Genomic DNA, 16,173 nt, shown 5'->3' on the forward strand with positions numbered 1-16,173 from the left:
GGGTGGGGGTGTGCGGGGTGGCTAGGGGGGGGGGGTCGGCCGCTGGCGCCCCGGCCACCCCCCCCGCCCCGGCCCGCCCCCCCCCCCCCCCCACGGCGCCGATCCCGGCGGCGTCCTGGTTGTTGAGCAGCAAGGTGCCTGCATCGACGTTGCTGCCGCCGCTGTAGCTGTTCGCCGCGCCCAGCGCCAGCGTACCGCTGCCTGCCTTGTGCAGGCTGCCGGTGCCAGCCAGCCCGTCGTTGTAAACCAGGGCGCGGTCCGCTTCGACCTTGGCATCGACGCTGCCGTTCAGCGTAATGCCGCTGGACGACAATGTGCCGCTACCGGTGATCAGGGCGCCGTCGTTGGCGTCGATGCGCACGCTATCGGTTACGCTCAGCGTGCCATCCGTAGCGCCATCGCCAACCTGCAATGTGCCGTTCAGCGCCACACCGTTGGTCGAGGTCACGGCGCCATTCCCTGCGAGTGTCCCGCCTGTGTTGACTTGTACTTTCCCGGCAAAGCCCACGTTGGCATCGTCCAGAGCCAAGGTCGCACTGTCCTGAATGCGCAGTGTGCTGAGCTTGTCGGTGCTGGTGAAGTTCAGGCTGTCGGTGACAACAGTCGTCCCACCGCTCACGTCGGCCAGTACGTTCACCACATTGGCGCCGCTGGTCATGCCGATGCTGGCCTGGTCCACATTGACGCGGGTGAGGTTCAGCGTGTCGGTGCCTGCACCGAAGGTGATCGAGTCGGTAGTGGTGCTGCCGAAAATGCTCACATTGGTGAGATTGGCCGTATCGTTGCCCGCGCCCAGCAGCATGCTCGATGCGTTTGCCAGATTCAGCGACATGTCGCGCAGATTGGCCGTATCGTTGCCGTTGCCCAGATCAATGGCGACGCCGCCTTGCAGCGTGGTGCCGGTCAGGTTCAGCGTGTCATCGCCGTCATCAAGCTTGATCGATACACCATTGAGCGTCGCGGCCGTGGCGGTGAAGGTATCCGGACCATTGCCCATGCTGACCTTGCCGCCGATGAGTTGCGCACCGTCAGCCACGGTCATGAAATCGTTGTAATAACCGAAGTTGTAGACGATGTCGGTGGACGAAGCATTCCTGCTGATTTGCACGGTGTCACTGGGGTTTTGCCCGGTGCCTTCCCCCATGCTGCCGGTCAGTCCGCCGGTGCCTTTGTCCTGGGTATCGGCAAATTCGTACATCCGCACTTCGCTCACTGGCTGGCCGTTGACTCGCAATGCGGTGATGGAGATGCCTTCGGGCACGATAAAGGTGTCCGAACCCATGCCCATCTCGATCTTGCCGATGGCTTGGTTGTCTTCATCCGCAGTGATGATATCGTCGCCGCCGCGGGTTGAAAGCCAGCCTCCGTTAAAGATGAAATTGGAGAGTTTTACATCGGTATCGTGGCGATAGGGGTCGTAGCGGAACGTCCCGCCAGTCAGCTTGATATGACTGTTTTCGCCGAAGACCACTGGCGTGTAGTTGTAGTCGTAGTTGCCGTTGTTGGTTACGGCGACATAATTGCGGCCTTCATAATTGAACGCGATTTCCAGCGTGGCGTTCTTTTCCAGCACCAATTGGCCGCCCGGTTCGCGCGGGTCGTAAAGCAGGAACATGGCACCGGATTTCGACGGCGCGACATCTAGTGCCGGAAGCGTCGGAAAGTAGGAAGGCAGCCCAGTACCACTGCCGCCAGTGATCTTGCCATATTGCCCTTCGGCGACGGTGAATTTGCCGGTTGCGCGGTAGTAACCACCGGTTACATCCAATGTTCCTCCAGTAAAGAAATAGTTTTCAACGACTTGCGTGGCATCCGGTGCGGCGCCACCGGCTTTGGCCTGGTCCTTGTAGCCGCCAAGGATTGTTTTGGTGTCGTCTTCGGACAGTTCAATGGTTGCCACGGCCAACGCATCTACATTGGCCAGCGCCAAAACCAGTCCGTAGCCCACGGCCAACACGCTGCGAGGCAAACTCACGTGCTCGCCCACTGTCTGCTGTTTGGCCGGTTTGCCATGTGCAGAGGCATTCTCGGCGACGGCAACCCAAGCATTGCGGCTGGCATTCCAGATTGTGCGAAAGAAGCGGTTCATGATTGGTACTCCCCACTCAAAGAGTTGGCTGGAGCGCGGAGCACTGCTTGCAATGCAAGCTGGTCAGCCCTTGAATTGCCCGCATTGGCAATGGTGATGAAGTCTTCGAGATTGAATCGATCTTTAGCTGTGCTCATTGCGGTATGGCGTTGCGGCAAATTCTGATTGGCATCTATTCGCAGGTTTTCATCGGTCACAAAATAATTTCTTTTCATTTGAGGATGCTCACTTTGCTGAATGAGATGAATTGGTCATGCCCAATTAAAATTCGCCAACTCGGTCATTCATGAAGTAATTAGGGACGTGACATTGCCTCGCAATGGAGCGAAACAAAGCGGATTCACGTTATTGAAAAGCAGCAAGCCGCTGGCTCTGATGAGCTGGAAATGAAACTGCCGCGTCTGGCTTTTAAAACCAGCGCAATATATCCAGCAAATGAAATGCTCTCAGAATCCCGCTAGCCAGCCGTAATTCAAGACAGCCTGGTTTTTCGGTACAGGGTCAGCACAAATACGGCAGGTATTCGAAACGAATTTCATGGGAAGCCCTTTCAGATAACAGCCATCCAACTGGTCTTATGACCAATACATGGCTGCTATCATGAAAGTTTTAGAAAATGACGATAATCGCCAGATCACGCACGTGACGTAGGAATGGCACTACATCGTATCTGCGAGGCCGGTTTTTCAAGGAATTGCCCATTCACCGGCGTTGCACCTGATGAATGCCTGGCACATATCCGCAGTCACGTTATGGCGCTGGCTCATCCAGCGCGCGAGGCAGCGGCAGCCACATACTGATTTGCTGCCCGTGCAGATTCAGGCGCCCATCCAGACGCTCCACCAACTGCCGACACAGCAACATGCTGGCGTGATCTTGGTCAGGTTGATCCAGCCAGATCGCATCCGCAGTATCAATGGAAATATCCAGTTGCATGTCCAGCATGGCGCGACTTTGCAGCGTGGAATGCAACTGCACATGCAACGTGCCAGTGCCTGACGTGGTGGCGACAGCATGGCGCATCAGCGCATTCATAATCCCGGCGTAACAGCGCTGATCCAGCCAGACCTGATCTTGTTGCATGCCGGTACCGCTTTGCGCCAGTTGCAGGTCCAGACCTCGCTGGCTGGCGGCATTGCGCCAGGACTCAAGCAATTCCACGGTCAGGCCATGCAGTGGCGTGCGCACCGCGAGCAAGCCCTGATCATCGCCTTCCGCCTGGACCAACAGTTCCAGGTTGGTGAGCCGCGTGCGCAATGCCAGCAAAGCGTCGCGTGTTTTGCCCAGCACCTCCTGGGTTGCAAGCGGCAGGCTGGCACGGTCTGTTTGCAGTTGTTGCAGTAACTCGCCGATCAACTGTACGGGTTCGCCTAGTTGCCAGTCGGTTTGCCCCAGCAACACGCTTTTTGCCTTGCTGGCGGCTTGCGCATGCTCTTTGGCCTGGCGCAGTTTCTGAAATCCCCTTTCCAGACTGGAGATATTCTGGCTGCCGCACACCATGGCGATCAGCTCGCTTTGTTCGTTCAGGATCGGCGCGCCCCAGTGCAGCACGGCCTTGGTGCCATCTTTTCCGGGAAAAGCTACTTCGCAAGAATAGGGCCTGGCTTCCTGCACCGCATCGGCAAATGCAGTCTTGACGGCAGCGACTTGCGTCAGGTCGAACAAGCCACCCAGATCGTCCAGATTGCTACCCATGACCTCACGACCTGGCAGGGTAAACGTGGACCGCAAATACACATTGGCAAACAGCACGGTACCGGTCAGGTCACGAATGGTGACAGGTGAGGGAATGGCATCCAGAATCGTTTTTGTCAGATGGGGGTTTTGCTCGTCAATGACCTGCAAGGCATTGGACTCGGCCTCGGCACTCTGGCCCGGTCCCAGCACGTTATGCCGTTTGGCAACCTCTGCCAGTTCAATCAGTGAACTCACGTTCAGCTTGCGCATGAGGCGGATTTTATAGGTGCTGACGGTGCGATCACTCAGAATCAGCGCTTGGGCGATCTCCCGGTTGCTGCGCCCGGCGGCCAGATAATTAAGCACGGTCATTTCGCGTGGCGACAGGGTCTGAATCTGCGCGTCGGCCGCCTGGGTGGCCGGGTCAGTGCCGGTAAATTCCAGTACGGAGGAAGGGAAGAAAGTTCGCCCGCGTCCTACGGCCTCCACCGCTTGTACCAGATCGCCCAGGTCATCCGTCTTGCTGACAAAACCGGCGGCACCTTCCTGCAGACACATGCTGATAAAGTGGCCGCTGTCCTGGGCTGTGAGTACCAGCACGCGGGTGTCTGCTCCGTGTTGACGCAAACGTTTGATGACTTCCAGTCCGCCCAGGCGTTTGAGCCGCAACGCCAGAATCAGGATATCCGGTTTGAGTTCCAGCACGCGATGCAGCGCATCCATGCCGTCGACGGCCTCTTCGACGACCTCGTGACCTTCTTGTTCCAGCAGATTGCGTATGGCGTGACGGGTAAGCGGTTGTTCTTCGGCAATCACGATCCGGTACATTGCACGGCTCCAGGCTTTACTCCAGGCAGCGTCAGAGTGAAGACAGTAATTACGCTGGGTATCGTTTCAATGTAGCTGGATTCCGGCATGTACCAAGGGGTTTTCCGCGATGGACAAGAGGCAGCACGGGCATGGCGACAGCTGACATGCGTCCGGCGTCTGGCAGGAAATAGTCCGGTTGCAGCGGTATCTTCTCCCGTAACCGTATCCAAACCGTCATAATTAGCGCAGTGCTGAGCCAATTATCAAAGAATCAAAGAAGGAGATGTCCATGACGCATCGCGCCACAGACCCGAACGGGCAAGGAATCCAGAGCGCGGAGTGGTTTCGTCACACTTATGGTGACAACGCCGTTGGCCTGTGTGAGATCTGTGAGGCCGAACTGGTGCTGCGCGTGGCGCATCCGCCGCACACGATGACGCACTTTGCCCACAAAGGCGGCAGCCGTTGCAGTTCCATCGAAAAATATCGTCACAACGTATTCAATTTGCCGCCTTCGGCGCTGGATGTTGCCAATGGCAAGCGCATTCGCGCATGGTTGCTGGACCAGCTTTATCCGGTCTATCTGAAGGCGTATTCGTTGTCGGGCCGCAAGCTGGCGTGGGGCGATTTTCAACGTGCGCTGATGGATGCCAACACCCGCGGCATCTTCGATCATGCCGGGCTGCAACCGCACTATCTGCCGTACTTGCTGCTGTGTTTGTATCCGGCCCGCTTTCACGAAAAAACCACCTACGACCAGATTGACGCCTACTTTGTGTTGCCGTCGGGCCTGACCCATCTGGACGATTTGTGGAACAAGCCGCAAACGGTCAAACAAACCATGTGGAAGGTGTCGCACATTGCGCGCCAGTCGCGACGCGGTGCGCCCAAGTCGGTTGAGCTGTTTACCGAAGTCGAAGCCATTGCCATCGACGATGCCCAGTTTTATATCCCGGACTGGGTGGAGTCGGCCAAAGCCAAGCTGGAACCACTGCTGGCGCCATAATTTGCTGCTACCGATGCACGGCGGCGCGGGTCAGGTGTTGTACTTATACCTGGGCTTGCGCCGCCGTTTTGCGTCCGGCCATCGGTCCGCGTTAACGTAACGCCAGTTCTCATAATTTTAAAAAAACATTCCCCCGACTTTCAGGAGCCAGACCCATGAATCACCCCGTCAAGATCGGGATGATCGGTTGCGGTGTCGCCGCTCGTGAGCTGCATTGGCCCGCACTGCAAGCGGTGACCGAACATGTAGAACTGGTTGCCATATGCAACCGCACCGCCCAGAAAGCCCAGCACTTCTCGGCCATGTCCGGCGGTGTGGATTGGTACGTGGGCTGGGACGAATTGCTGGCGCGCCCCGACATCGAAGCGGTTGATATCGTGCTTCCGGCCACGGAAAACCTGCGCGCCACGCGGGCAGCGCTGGCTGCTGGCAAGCACGTACTGGTGGAAAAACCGCTGGCCGCAACCGAGGCCGAAGCACAAGAAATGCTGGCGCTCGCGGCGCAATACCCACATCTGATCACCATGGTGGCCGAGAATTTTCGCTACGCCGCCGCATTCGAGCGCATCAAGCAGTGGCTGGATTCTGGCGAGGCTGGTCGGCCCTACGCCTTGAACTGGAACGCCATGACACTGATGCAGGAAGACAACCGTTACCTGGCTAGCGGCTGGCGGTCATCGGAGGCTTTCCCCGGCGGGCTGGTGCTGGATGCGGGCGTGCATTACATCGCCGTGGTGCGCGATTTGCTCGGCGAAATCTCTCGTGCCAGTTTGTCTCCCAGCCAGGTTAATCCCAAGCTCGGGCAACTCGATGGCGCCATGCTAAGCGCGCAAACCGCTTCAGGCGTCAACGTGACGCTCAACCTGTATTTCTCCGCAGCGGCGCACAATGAGTGGCGACTGGTGCTGCTGGCCGAACATGGTGCGGCGATATACGACGGGCGCAAATTGCTGCTGACTTCTGTGCGCCCCGATAAAACCCGCGAATGGCGCCGGGACGATGACGATGGCTATGCCGCCGAGATGCGTGCTTTTGTCCGGGCGATTCGCAGTGGTCAGCCGGTTACCAGCGATTTTGCCGCTGGCTGGCGTGACATGCAGGTCATTACTCGCACGTTGGCGCAGCCGGGAAAATGGGTGACGCTGGATTGATCACGGCACTTTCATCGGTGGGTGCGGACTTTGAAAATGTATGTGAATAAATTGTGGATAAGCTGTCTATAAGCCGGTATGACTTGTGGATGAATTTGCCCGCAACGCGGCTTGCACTACTTGCTTGTTTTTACCACTGCAGCGCTAACCAGAACCCCGAATCATGACCCAGACTTTGCCAAGTGACGACCCGTATCAGTGGCTGGAAGAGATAGACAGTGAACGGGCTCTGGCCTGGGTTGAGGGCCGCAATTCGGTTTCGCAGCGCGAACTGACCGGGCAGCCGGAATACGCCGAACTCAAGCCGCAGATCCTCGATGTGCTCAATGCCAGTGACCGCATTCCTTATGTGGTGCGCCGCGGTGAGTGGTTTTATAACCTGTGGCAAGACCAGGACCATAAGCGCGGATTGTGGCGGCGGACCACGCTGGATGAATATCGCAAACCGGCTCCAGACTGGGAAACCGTGCTGGACCTGGATGAACTATCGCTGCAGGAAAACGAAAACTGGGTCTGGGCCGGAGCACACACACTCGGGCCGGATCATAGGCATTGTTTGATCCAGCTATCGCGCGGCGGCGCGGACGCCGTGGTGGTGCGCGAATTCGATACGGTCAGTAAAATTTTTCTGACTTACGGGTTTGTGCTGCCGGAAGCCAAATCCAGCGTGGACTGGATCGACGGCGACACCATTTATGTCAGTACCCATTTTGGCGAAGGCTCGCTCACCGATTCGGGTTATCCACGCGTTATCAAGCGCTGGCAGCGTGGCAAGCCGCTGGCCGAAGCCGTTACCGTATTCGAAGGCGCAACGACGGATGTCGCCGTGAGCGTCTGGGTGGATCACACACCGGGTTTTGAGCGCACCGTGTTTACCCAGTCGATCGATTTTTACAACGCGCATACCTTTGTGCTGCACGACGACGACACTTTGCTGGCGCTGGATGTGCCGACTGATTCATCCCCGCATTTCGTGCGCGACCAACTGCTACTGCGCTTGCGCAGCCCGCTCACCGTTGCCGAGCAGAACTGGCCAGCAGGCTCGCTGTTGATTGCCAAAGCGGCGGCATGGCAGGGTGGCGACAAGCACGCTCAGGCGATCTTCACGCCAAGTGCCACGCGTTCTCTGGCCGACTACACCCTGACCCGCGACACCGTGCTGCTGAACGTGCTGGATAACGTGGCTGGCAAACTGGAGATATGGCGTCAGGACGCGGCTGGGCATTTTCGCGGCGAGGCTGTGGATGCGCCTTTTCCAGGTACGCTGGGCGTGGGCGCTTTGCATGATCCGCAACTGGCCGAGGACCCGCTGGCCGAACATTATCTGCTGAGCTACACCGATTTTCTCACGCCGGATTCCCTTTACCTGGCCAATACCGATAGCGCGGAGCGCGAATGTCTGAAAGCGCGCACCACCTTGTTCGGCACGGACAAACTGCGGGTAGAGCAACGGTTCGCCGTCTCCGCCGATGGCACGCGCATTCCCTACTTTTTGATTGGCAACAACGCTGCCAGCGGCACTCCACAACCCACGCTGTTGTATGGCTACGGTGGCTTTGAGGTATCGCTGGAGCCTTGGTACTCCGCTGTATATGGCCGCGCCTGGCTGGATAAAGGCGCGCAGTGGGTCGTCGCCAATATTCGCGGCGGTGGCGAGTTTGGCCCGGACTGGCACCGCAGTGCGATCCGCGAAAACAAACAGCGCAGCTATGACGACTTTATTGCTGTTGCCGAAGACCTGATCGACCGTGGTGTCACCAGTCCCGAACATCTGGGCATCATGGGTGGTTCCAACGGCGGTTTACTGGTCGGGGCAACCTTTACCCAGCGCCCGGAACTGTTCAACGCTGTGGTGTGCTCGGTGCCCTTGCTGGATATGCGGCGCTATCACACCTTGCTCGCCGGTGCCTCGTGGATGGCCGAATACGGCAATCCCGATCTCGACGATGATTGGGCATTTATGTCGCGCTATAGCCCGTACCAGAACCTGCAAGCTGACAGCAACTATCCGGAAGTGTTATTCACTACCTCCACAAGGGACGATCGCGTGCATCCGGCGCATGCCCGCAAGATGGCCGCGCGCATGCTGGCGCTTGGACACCCGGTGTTGTATTACGAGAATATCGAAGGCGGACACGGCGGCGCGGCGGATAATGAGCAACGTGCGCATCTGCTGGCGCTGGAATTCAGCTATTTGTGGCGGCAGTTGCGCTAACCCTAAAGCGGCGCTGTGTGTCGCGGTTGGTGGCTGATGAGCAGTTTGCGGTACTGCGCCTTCGAGAAAAGCGCCACACAATAGGGTATGACGATTGCAAAATTGCGTTTGGCAAATGAATATCCGAGTAATACACAGCCGTGGTGCTAGCGCATGAGTATCAAACCCGTTTGGGCAAACGATGCACCGCAAGGCTTGGCCGGTACCGCCGCCGTCTGTCGCGCATTGCTGCAGCAACGCTCGCTGGTCGGTATTGCCGCTTGCCTGGAGGCCGATAAACCGGTTTGGCTGATCGGTGACTGGGCCTGGTTTATCCATCGTGATGAATCGTGGCAGCAAGTCGCCGGCATCGACGACTTCAACCCGTTTGTCGAAGCCTTGCAGGACGACAACCCCATCGACGCCATTGGCGATATGGGCGGTCAGGCGTTTTTCGCTGGCGATCCACTGCGCCCCGATGGCTGTCTGATTGTGCGCGGGCAGGTCGATCACTTTGTGGCGATGTGCGCTGCCGAGGTTTTTGGCCGCTCCGTGCTGAGCCGGCATTCAGACCATTTGCAAAAAATTGCAGACGCCGTGATCCGGCTGGCCGATCTGGCTGCCAGTGAAACGCAGCTGGATGTCTTTTTGCCGCAGGTGCATCAAGTGATTGGCACCTTGATCGATGCCGAAAATTTCTACGTGGCGCTGTATGACCGCGCCCGGCAAACCCTGCGTTTTCCATATTTTGTCGACACGCTGGACGATGCGCCGCCGGACCCGGCCACTGAAACCCCGTTTACGCCGGATGAAATTTCGCTGACTGGCTGGGTGATCCGCAACGCCGAACCGCTACTGATCGACCGCGAAGGCATTCTGTATCGGCAGCGCACCGGCAGTCTGGGCACGGAAGGGCCGGTGGCCGAATCCTGGATTGGCGCACCGTTACGTGGCGCCAACGACGACGTGATCGGTGTGATCGCGGTGCAAACCTATCGGCCAGGCTATCGCTACGACGCGGATGACCAGCGCCTGTTTTTGCTGACGGCGCAGCACGTCGGACTGGCGCTGGAGCGCTTTTTGCGCAAGGCGTTTCTGGAATCCGAAGTTGCCCGCCGCACCGAAGAACTGGTGCAACTGAACCAGCGCTTGCTAAGCGAAGTCGAAGAACGCGAGCGCGGTGAAGCGTTGCAGCACGCGTTATTCCAGATTGCCGAGTTATCTTCGCGGCCCATTGAAATGGCCGACTTTTACGGCCAGATTCACGCCATTATCAGTACGCTGGTTTATGCCAGAAACTGCTTTATTGCGCTGCATGACGCCGACACCGATATCGTCAGCTTTCCGTATTTTGTCGATAGCTGCGAAACCACACCCAAGCCGCGCAAGATGCAGCGCGGCCTGACCGAATATGTCATTCGCCAGCGGCGACCGGTGTTGGTAAACCGGGCCGTAGCCACTGACCTGGCCATGGCAGGCGAGATCGATCGGCGGTTTTTAAATCGCGACGATAACTTCACCTGGTGGCTGGGTGCGCCGTTGTTTGAAGATAACGACGTTTGCGGCGTGATCGTGATCCAGATTTACGAAGGCCAAATTGAATTTGGCGACGCCGAAATGGCGTTGATGACTTTCGTCTCGCATCACATCGGCACCGCGCTGTCGCGCAAGCGCACCGCGGACCGGCTGCATGCGGCCTATGTGGAACTGGAACAGCGAGTACAAGAGCGCACGCAGGATCTGGATTCCGCTAACTCCCGCTTGCAATTCGAAAACCTGCATGACGCGCTGACCGGGATCGCCAACCGCAATTACTTCATGCGCGAGCTGGATGCCGCCTGGCAGGGCCTGGGCGTTTCCGAAGAATCGTTTGCGGTCATCTTTGCCGACCTTGATCGCTTCAAGCACATCAACGACACCTTTGGTCATATCGAAGGCGACACCTTGCTGATTGAAGCGGCCAAACGCATCCAGCACTGCTTGCGGGATGGTGATTTGCTGGCCCGCATTGGTGGCGACGAGTTTGCCATTCTGTTGCCAGGTGTACGCGTGGCGGACGCGGCCACGCTGATCTCGCAACGCATTGTCGATGCGTTCGATCACCCCATTGTGCTGGCGCGGCAATCGATTTTTGTCAGTTGCTCGCTAGGCATTGTGCTGGCCGAGCCCGAACTGCATCAGACTCCGCAGGATTTGCTGCGCGATGCGGATTCGGCCATGTATCTGGCTAAAGAGCGCGGGCGCGATGGTTATGTGTTGTTCAACCATAATTTGCGCGAGCAGGCTGGCGATTTGCTGGAGCAGGAAACGCGCTTTCGCAATGCGCTCAAAGGCCAGGACGCCATCGTGCCGTTCCTGCAGCCGATTGTGGATTGCCAGAAAGGCGAGGTGGTGGCATTTGAAGCGCTGATGCGCTGGCGTTCGCTGGATGGCAGCTGGACCATGCCCGCACAATTGCTGGCCGTGGCCGAGAACACCAAACTGATCACCCGCCTGGATTACTACATGCTGGACTGGCTCTGCCGCTGGCTGTCGCAGGTGCCGACGCACTGGCCACCGATTCATCTGAACTGGTCCGGCTTGAGCCTGGTGCAGCCCAACTGTGCACAAACCATTCTGGACCGGATGCGCCACTTTGGTATCGCGCCGGAACGCCTGCAGATTGAAGTGACCGAGGGTGCGCTGGTGGCTGATCCAGTGCAAGCCAACCAGACCATGCAAGCGTTGCAGGCGGCGGGCGTTAAGGTAGTGCTGGATGACTTTGGCACAGGCTATGCCTCACTCAGCTATCTGCATCACTACCAGTTTGATGCCATCAAGATCGACAAGAGCTTTATGCACTCGCTGGATAGCGACCCTAAAAGCGCAGCGATTGTGCAATGTGTGATCCAGCTAGCACAGGCCATGCAGCTGGATGTGGTCGCGGAAGGCGTTGAGACGGTCGCGACAGTGGATCGGCTGCGGGCGATGGGGTCCAGCAAATTGCAGGGCTTTTTGTTCGCCCGACCTATGCCCATTGGCGATATCGATCTGGTGAGCCTGGCGGCACAGATCAAGGAAACCTGCGCCAGAACGTGGGCGCTGGATCTGGTGGAAGTGCGTTGAGGTTTTTGCAGTGCGAGAGGGCCGATCAGTATCAGGCTATCTCTTTCAGGCAGCCAAAAAAATAAAAAGCCCGACGCAGAGCCGGGCTTTTTATTTGCGGTGTGCCAGCGGTGTTAAACCCGATAGCGTTCCACTTCACGTTGCATGTCGCCAGCCAGTTGGTGCAGCTGTTGCGCTGCGCTAGCAGTATGGCGGGCGGAGGCGCTGTTGCCTTCCGACATCTGGGCAATCCGTTCCACCAGTTGCGCGATATTGTTGCTGGCCGCGCTTTGCTCCTGGATCGCAGTGCTGATGTCATCCACGCGTTCCACCACATCGTTGGCACCGTGGCGAATTTCAATAATCGCCTGGCCAGCCTGACGGGCATGATCCACGCCATCTTCCATGCGCGAGACCACTTCCTGCATGCTGGACACTGCACGCAGCGCGCCATCCTGAATTGAGCTAACCGTTGCCGAAATTTCCTGGGTAGATGCCGACGTACGCTCTGCCAGCTTGCGCACTTCATCTGCCACCACCGCAAAGCCGCGGCCTTGTTCGCCGGCTCGGGCCGCTTCAATTGCTGCATTCAAAGCCAGCAAATTGGTCTGGTCCGCAATTTCCTTGATGACTTTCACCACGGCGTTGATCTGGCCGCTCATGGTTTGCAGGTTTCCGATTTCATCCGCGGCAGTGCGCACAGTACCGGCAATGCCTTCGATGCGGCTGACGGTGGACTCGATCACTTGCGAGCCAGTTTGCGCCAGCTTGCCCGAGTGACGCGACAACTCGTTGGCTTCACCAGCCCGATCTGCCACGTGGGTGATACTGACGGTGACCTGTTCAACCGTTGCGGCCATATTGCTGGCGGCTTCGCTGGTGTTGGTGGCATTGCCAGACATCTCGGCGGCGGAGCGCGACATATCGGTGGCGGCACCGGCAACCTGGCGAATTTGTTGATGGATACCTTGCAGGCTGTTTTGCAGACCGTCCAGCAACTGGTTGAATGCGCGTACTGCTGCACCAATTTCGTCACGTCGGGTTAACGGCACCCGCAACGTGAAGTCCAGATTCTGCTGAACCTGGGTAAACGTCTTCTTCATGGCGTTGAGCGGTTGGCGGATCGCGTTGTAAAGCACAATGCCACCGGCAATCAGCACCAGCGCGGCAACGGCAATGACGGCAATAAACCAGATCTGCGCAGTGTGGCGGCGCTGGTCGATGCCGGCTTGCTCTTTTTGCGCCCGGTTAACGTTATACGCGGAGACTTTTTCCAGCGTCTTTTCGACTTCAATCGATACGTCACGGCCTTGCGTGCCCGCTACGGTAATCGCCGTGGCGTTGTCACCGGCTTCCGAAGCTTTGATGATTTGATCGAATACGGTGTGCAGTTGATTCAGCGAGGTCTTGAAGGCGCCGAAGGCTGCCGTGTCTTCGTCGTCATGCACGCGGCTTTTCTCGTACGAGCCGATCTGTGTTTTGAGCTTCTCGCGCGTTTCCGCGATGCCCTTGCTCAAGGCCACGCGATTGTCCGGGTTCTGTTCCAGAATCAATCGGCCCAACTCGATTTGCTCAACTTTGTAGCTGTTGTTCAGATCGTTGGCGATCAGCATGCTGTCGATGTCATCGTCCATCAGCCGGGTTACGCCCGACTGGATTTGCGAAAACTGGTACATTCCTGTCGCGCCAATGACCAGCACCGCGGCCAGCGCGACGGCAATCATTGCAATTAAACGGTGACCAATGCTCATTTAAACTCTCCATAATTCTGTTTTGCTTACAAATTGCCGCAGCTTCTTGAGCGAGCCGCTAGCGGGTAAGGCGAACACTGTAGGCGAATGGTTCCGGTTTCCGGTCTCTGGCGCGGCTACTTCGTAAATAGCCGTCTTGGTGCATTTTTTAGCCAGTTTGCACGAGGATAGTGCGGGATGCACTGAAAAAATGATCAAGTGTTTCAATCTCGATACCCGCTTTGAAATGGATTGCAAAACCAGGTGTGCGGCCAGGTTTTTGTCCTATTGATTGTGCTGTTTACTGATAGAAAAAGTCAGTCTGGTGTCAATATGTGGCGTCAGTTTTGATGCGGGAAATCGGTCGGCAGTGGTTTATCGAGCGACCGTCAATCCGCATTGGCATCTCGCTCTGCCAATGCGGTATCGCCAGATCAGCCGCACACGGACGAATATATGCTCTGGTGCAGTTGGCCCGGCCACCTGTGCCAACGGCGAGCACGGCGTTTTGCCACATGTTTGCTGCTAAGATACGGCTCATTTTCATTACGCTGTTTCGGCCGCAATGGAGCCATCTTGAGCGAAGAGCGCAACAAACAACCCCGCCATTTTTCGATGATCCGCAGTTTTCATCTGGCGGACTGGATTACCCTGGCCAACGCCTTGTGCGGCACCGGCGCGTTGTTCTCCGTAATGACCTATCTGCAACGCCAGGCTCCCGTTCATTTATTGATCGCCTGCAGCCTGATTCCGCTGGCGTTACTGTTCGACGTGCTGGATGGCCAGGTGGCGCGCTGGCGTCATGCGCAGTCGGCGCTCGGGCGCGAACTTGATTCGCTGGCCGATGTGATTTCATTTGGCGTGGCACCTGCCGCCATTGCCTATGGCGCTGGCATGCAAGGCATGTGGGACCGCGTCGTGCTGGGTTATTTTGTGGCTTGTGGCGTGAGCCGGCTGGCGCGATACAACGTCACCGCCGAACAACTCAAGGGTGAGTCCGGCAAGGTGAAGTATTACGAAGGCACACCGATTCCGACTTCCCTGTTGCTGGTGTTTGTTCTGGCGGCGGCGGCATGGAGTGGGGCGGTGGGCGATGCGCTGTGGTTTGGTTATGTCCACATTGGGCCGTGGCGGCTGCATCCGCTGGTGCTGATGTTTGCGGTTTCGGGCTCGCTGATGATCAGCCGCACTTTGCGCATTCCCAAGCCCTGAGCAAGCGGCCGGGCCAGGCAATCTAGCTGGCGCCAGCGTGGAGATTGCAGCTCAAAACCGTCTATACGCTTGATTTTGCTGGTAATGCCCCGAACTGGGCTAACACGGTATAATCCGTTTCTTTTGGGGATATGCACATGCCTATTTATGCTTACCGCTGCACCGCTTGCGGCTATCAAAATGATCATATGCAAAAGATGTCAGACCCCCTGCTGACCGAATGCCCGTCCTGCAAGGCTGGTGCTTATCAAAAGCAGGTGACCGCGGCTGGCTTTCAACTGAAAGGCACCGGCTGGTACGCCACTGACTTCAAAGGCGGCAGCACCGCGTCTTCAACCTCTTCGGCTGCCAGCGACGCCCCTGCGGCCTCGTGCAGCCCCGGCTGCGCGTGCCACTGACCTGCCTTGGGCTGGTCAATAACATCGTTTTCGCGCCTGTGGCGCAAGGCTCAAACCTGAATGACGCATTTCAAGAAATACATGCTGACCGGCCTGTTGGTGTGGGTGCCTCTGGGCATCACCCTGTGGGTGCTGAATCTGATCATTGGCACAATGGATCAGTTGGGGACATTGCTGCCCCAGGCAGTGCGGCCTGATTTCTGGCTGCTCAAGCTGGTTGCACCTTATGCGCCTTTCCTGGATGGCGCACACCATATCCCGGGTTTTGGCGTGGTCTTGACCGTGCTGGTGGTGCTGATTACCGGCGTAGTGGCGACCAACGTGCTGGGCCGTCGTTTGCTGCTGATTGGCGAGCATCTGCTCAACCGTATCCCGATCGTGCGCTCGATTTATTCCAGCGTGAAGCAAGTCTCGGACACAGTGTTTTCTGATTCCGGCCAAGCGTTTCGCCAGGCTTTGTTGGTGCAGTTTCCGCATCAAGGTACCTGGTCAGTTGGCTTCATGACCGGCCAGCCGGGCGGGGAAATTGCGGATCATCTGGGTGGCGACCTGGTTTCGGTGTTTGTGCCGACCACGCCGAACCCGACTTCCGGCTTTTTGTTCATGGCACGCCGTGCGGATGTACGCGAGCTGAACATGAGCGTGGACGAAGCGCTGAAATACGTGATTTCCATGGGCGTTGTGGTGCCAACCAGCCGGCCCGCTGTCGTGCCTGCGCCCGCAGTAGTAGCCGCGCCCAATCCCGTTTAGTTTCAGATCATGACCGGGCTGGCTTGCGCTGGCCCGGTCGATTTATTTGCACTCTGGTTTATTGCAATTACG

11 protein-coding genes are annotated in these 16,173 nt (G+C 57.7%); 7 read left to right on the plus strand and 4 right to left on the minus strand.

The window, feature by feature from the left end; translation table 11 throughout:
* From P4L78_RS11275 to P4L78_RS11285, 3 genes are all read right to left on the minus strand, one after another.
* On the minus strand, nt 1-2,089 hold a 2,089-nt coding region (locus tag P4L78_RS11275; RefSeq protein ID WP_309328185.1), incomplete at its 3' end, for an ESPR-type extended signal peptide-containing protein.
* Complete coding sequence (locus P4L78_RS11280) at nt 2,086-2,304, minus strand: hypothetical protein (protein ID WP_309328186.1); 219 nt, start codon at nt 2,302-2,304, stop codon at nt 2,086-2,088. The genes P4L78_RS11275 and P4L78_RS11280, both read right to left, overlap by 4 nt.
* Nucleotides 2,305-2,839: 535 nt before the next feature.
* Complete coding sequence (locus tag P4L78_RS11285; RefSeq protein WP_309328187.1) at nt 2,840-4,594, minus strand: response regulator; 1,755 nt, start codon at nt 4,592-4,594, stop codon at nt 2,840-2,842.
* Between the two features lie 271 nt (nt 4,595-4,865).
* Between P4L78_RS11285 and P4L78_RS11290 the strand changes: the two genes are divergently transcribed.
* From P4L78_RS11290 to P4L78_RS11305, 4 genes are all read left to right on the plus strand, one after another.
* Nucleotides 4,866-5,582 (plus strand): hypothetical protein, encoded by a 717-nt coding sequence (locus tag P4L78_RS11290; protein WP_283150287.1) that lies wholly within the window; start codon nt 4,866-4,868, stop codon nt 5,580-5,582.
* Between the two features lie 155 nt (nt 5,583-5,737).
* On the plus strand, nt 5,738-6,733 hold the full coding sequence (locus P4L78_RS11295) for a Gfo/Idh/MocA family oxidoreductase (RefSeq protein ID WP_309328189.1): 996 nt from the start codon (nt 5,738-5,740) through the stop codon (nt 6,731-6,733).
* 163 nt (nt 6,734-6,896) lie between these two features.
* Nucleotides 6,897-8,948 carry a prolyl oligopeptidase family serine peptidase gene (locus P4L78_RS11300; protein WP_309328190.1) on the plus strand — a complete coding sequence of 684 codons (2,052 nt, stop codon included), beginning with the start codon at nt 6,897-6,899 and terminating at the stop codon, nt 8,946-8,948.
* Between the two features lie 153 nt (nt 8,949-9,101).
* The gene (locus tag P4L78_RS11305) at nt 9,102-12,032 is read left to right on the plus strand and encodes an EAL domain-containing protein (protein ID WP_309328192.1); all 2,931 of its coding nucleotides are present in this window, start codon (nt 9,102-9,104) and stop codon (nt 12,030-12,032) included.
* A 113-nt stretch (nt 12,033-12,145) separates the two neighbouring features.
* Here the strand turns inward: P4L78_RS11305 and P4L78_RS11310 are convergent, their stop codons facing one another.
* Nucleotides 12,146-13,762, minus strand: coding sequence for a methyl-accepting chemotaxis protein (locus P4L78_RS11310; protein ID WP_283150283.1), 1,617 nt, complete (start codon nt 13,760-13,762; stop codon nt 12,146-12,148).
* A gap of 555 nt (nt 13,763-14,317) precedes the next feature.
* Between P4L78_RS11310 and pssA the strand changes: the two genes are divergently transcribed.
* The 3 genes from pssA (at nt 14,318) to P4L78_RS11325 (ending at nt 16,101) form a co-directional block, all read left to right on the plus strand.
* Nucleotides 14,318-14,953, plus strand: a complete 636-nt coding sequence (gene pssA / locus P4L78_RS11315; protein ID WP_309328193.1) for a CDP-diacylglycerol--serine O-phosphatidyltransferase — start codon at nt 14,318-14,320, stop codon at nt 14,951-14,953.
* Nucleotides 14,954-15,090: 137 nt separating this feature from the next.
* Nucleotides 15,091-15,351, plus strand: a complete 261-nt coding sequence (locus P4L78_RS11320) for an FmdB family zinc ribbon protein (protein WP_309328194.1) — start codon at nt 15,091-15,093, stop codon at nt 15,349-15,351.
* A 60-nt stretch (nt 15,352-15,411) separates the two neighbouring features.
* The gene (locus tag P4L78_RS11325) at nt 15,412-16,101 is read left to right on the plus strand and encodes a DUF502 domain-containing protein (protein WP_283150281.1); all 690 of its coding nucleotides are present in this window, start codon (nt 15,412-15,414) and stop codon (nt 16,099-16,101) included.
* The last annotated feature ends 72 nt before the right edge of the window (nt 16,102-16,173 follow it).

The sequence above is a fragment of the Silvimonas sp. genome (genome assembly GCF_031291215.1).
Classification (GTDB): Bacteria; Pseudomonadota; Gammaproteobacteria; order Burkholderiales; family Chitinibacteraceae; genus Silvimonas; species Silvimonas soli.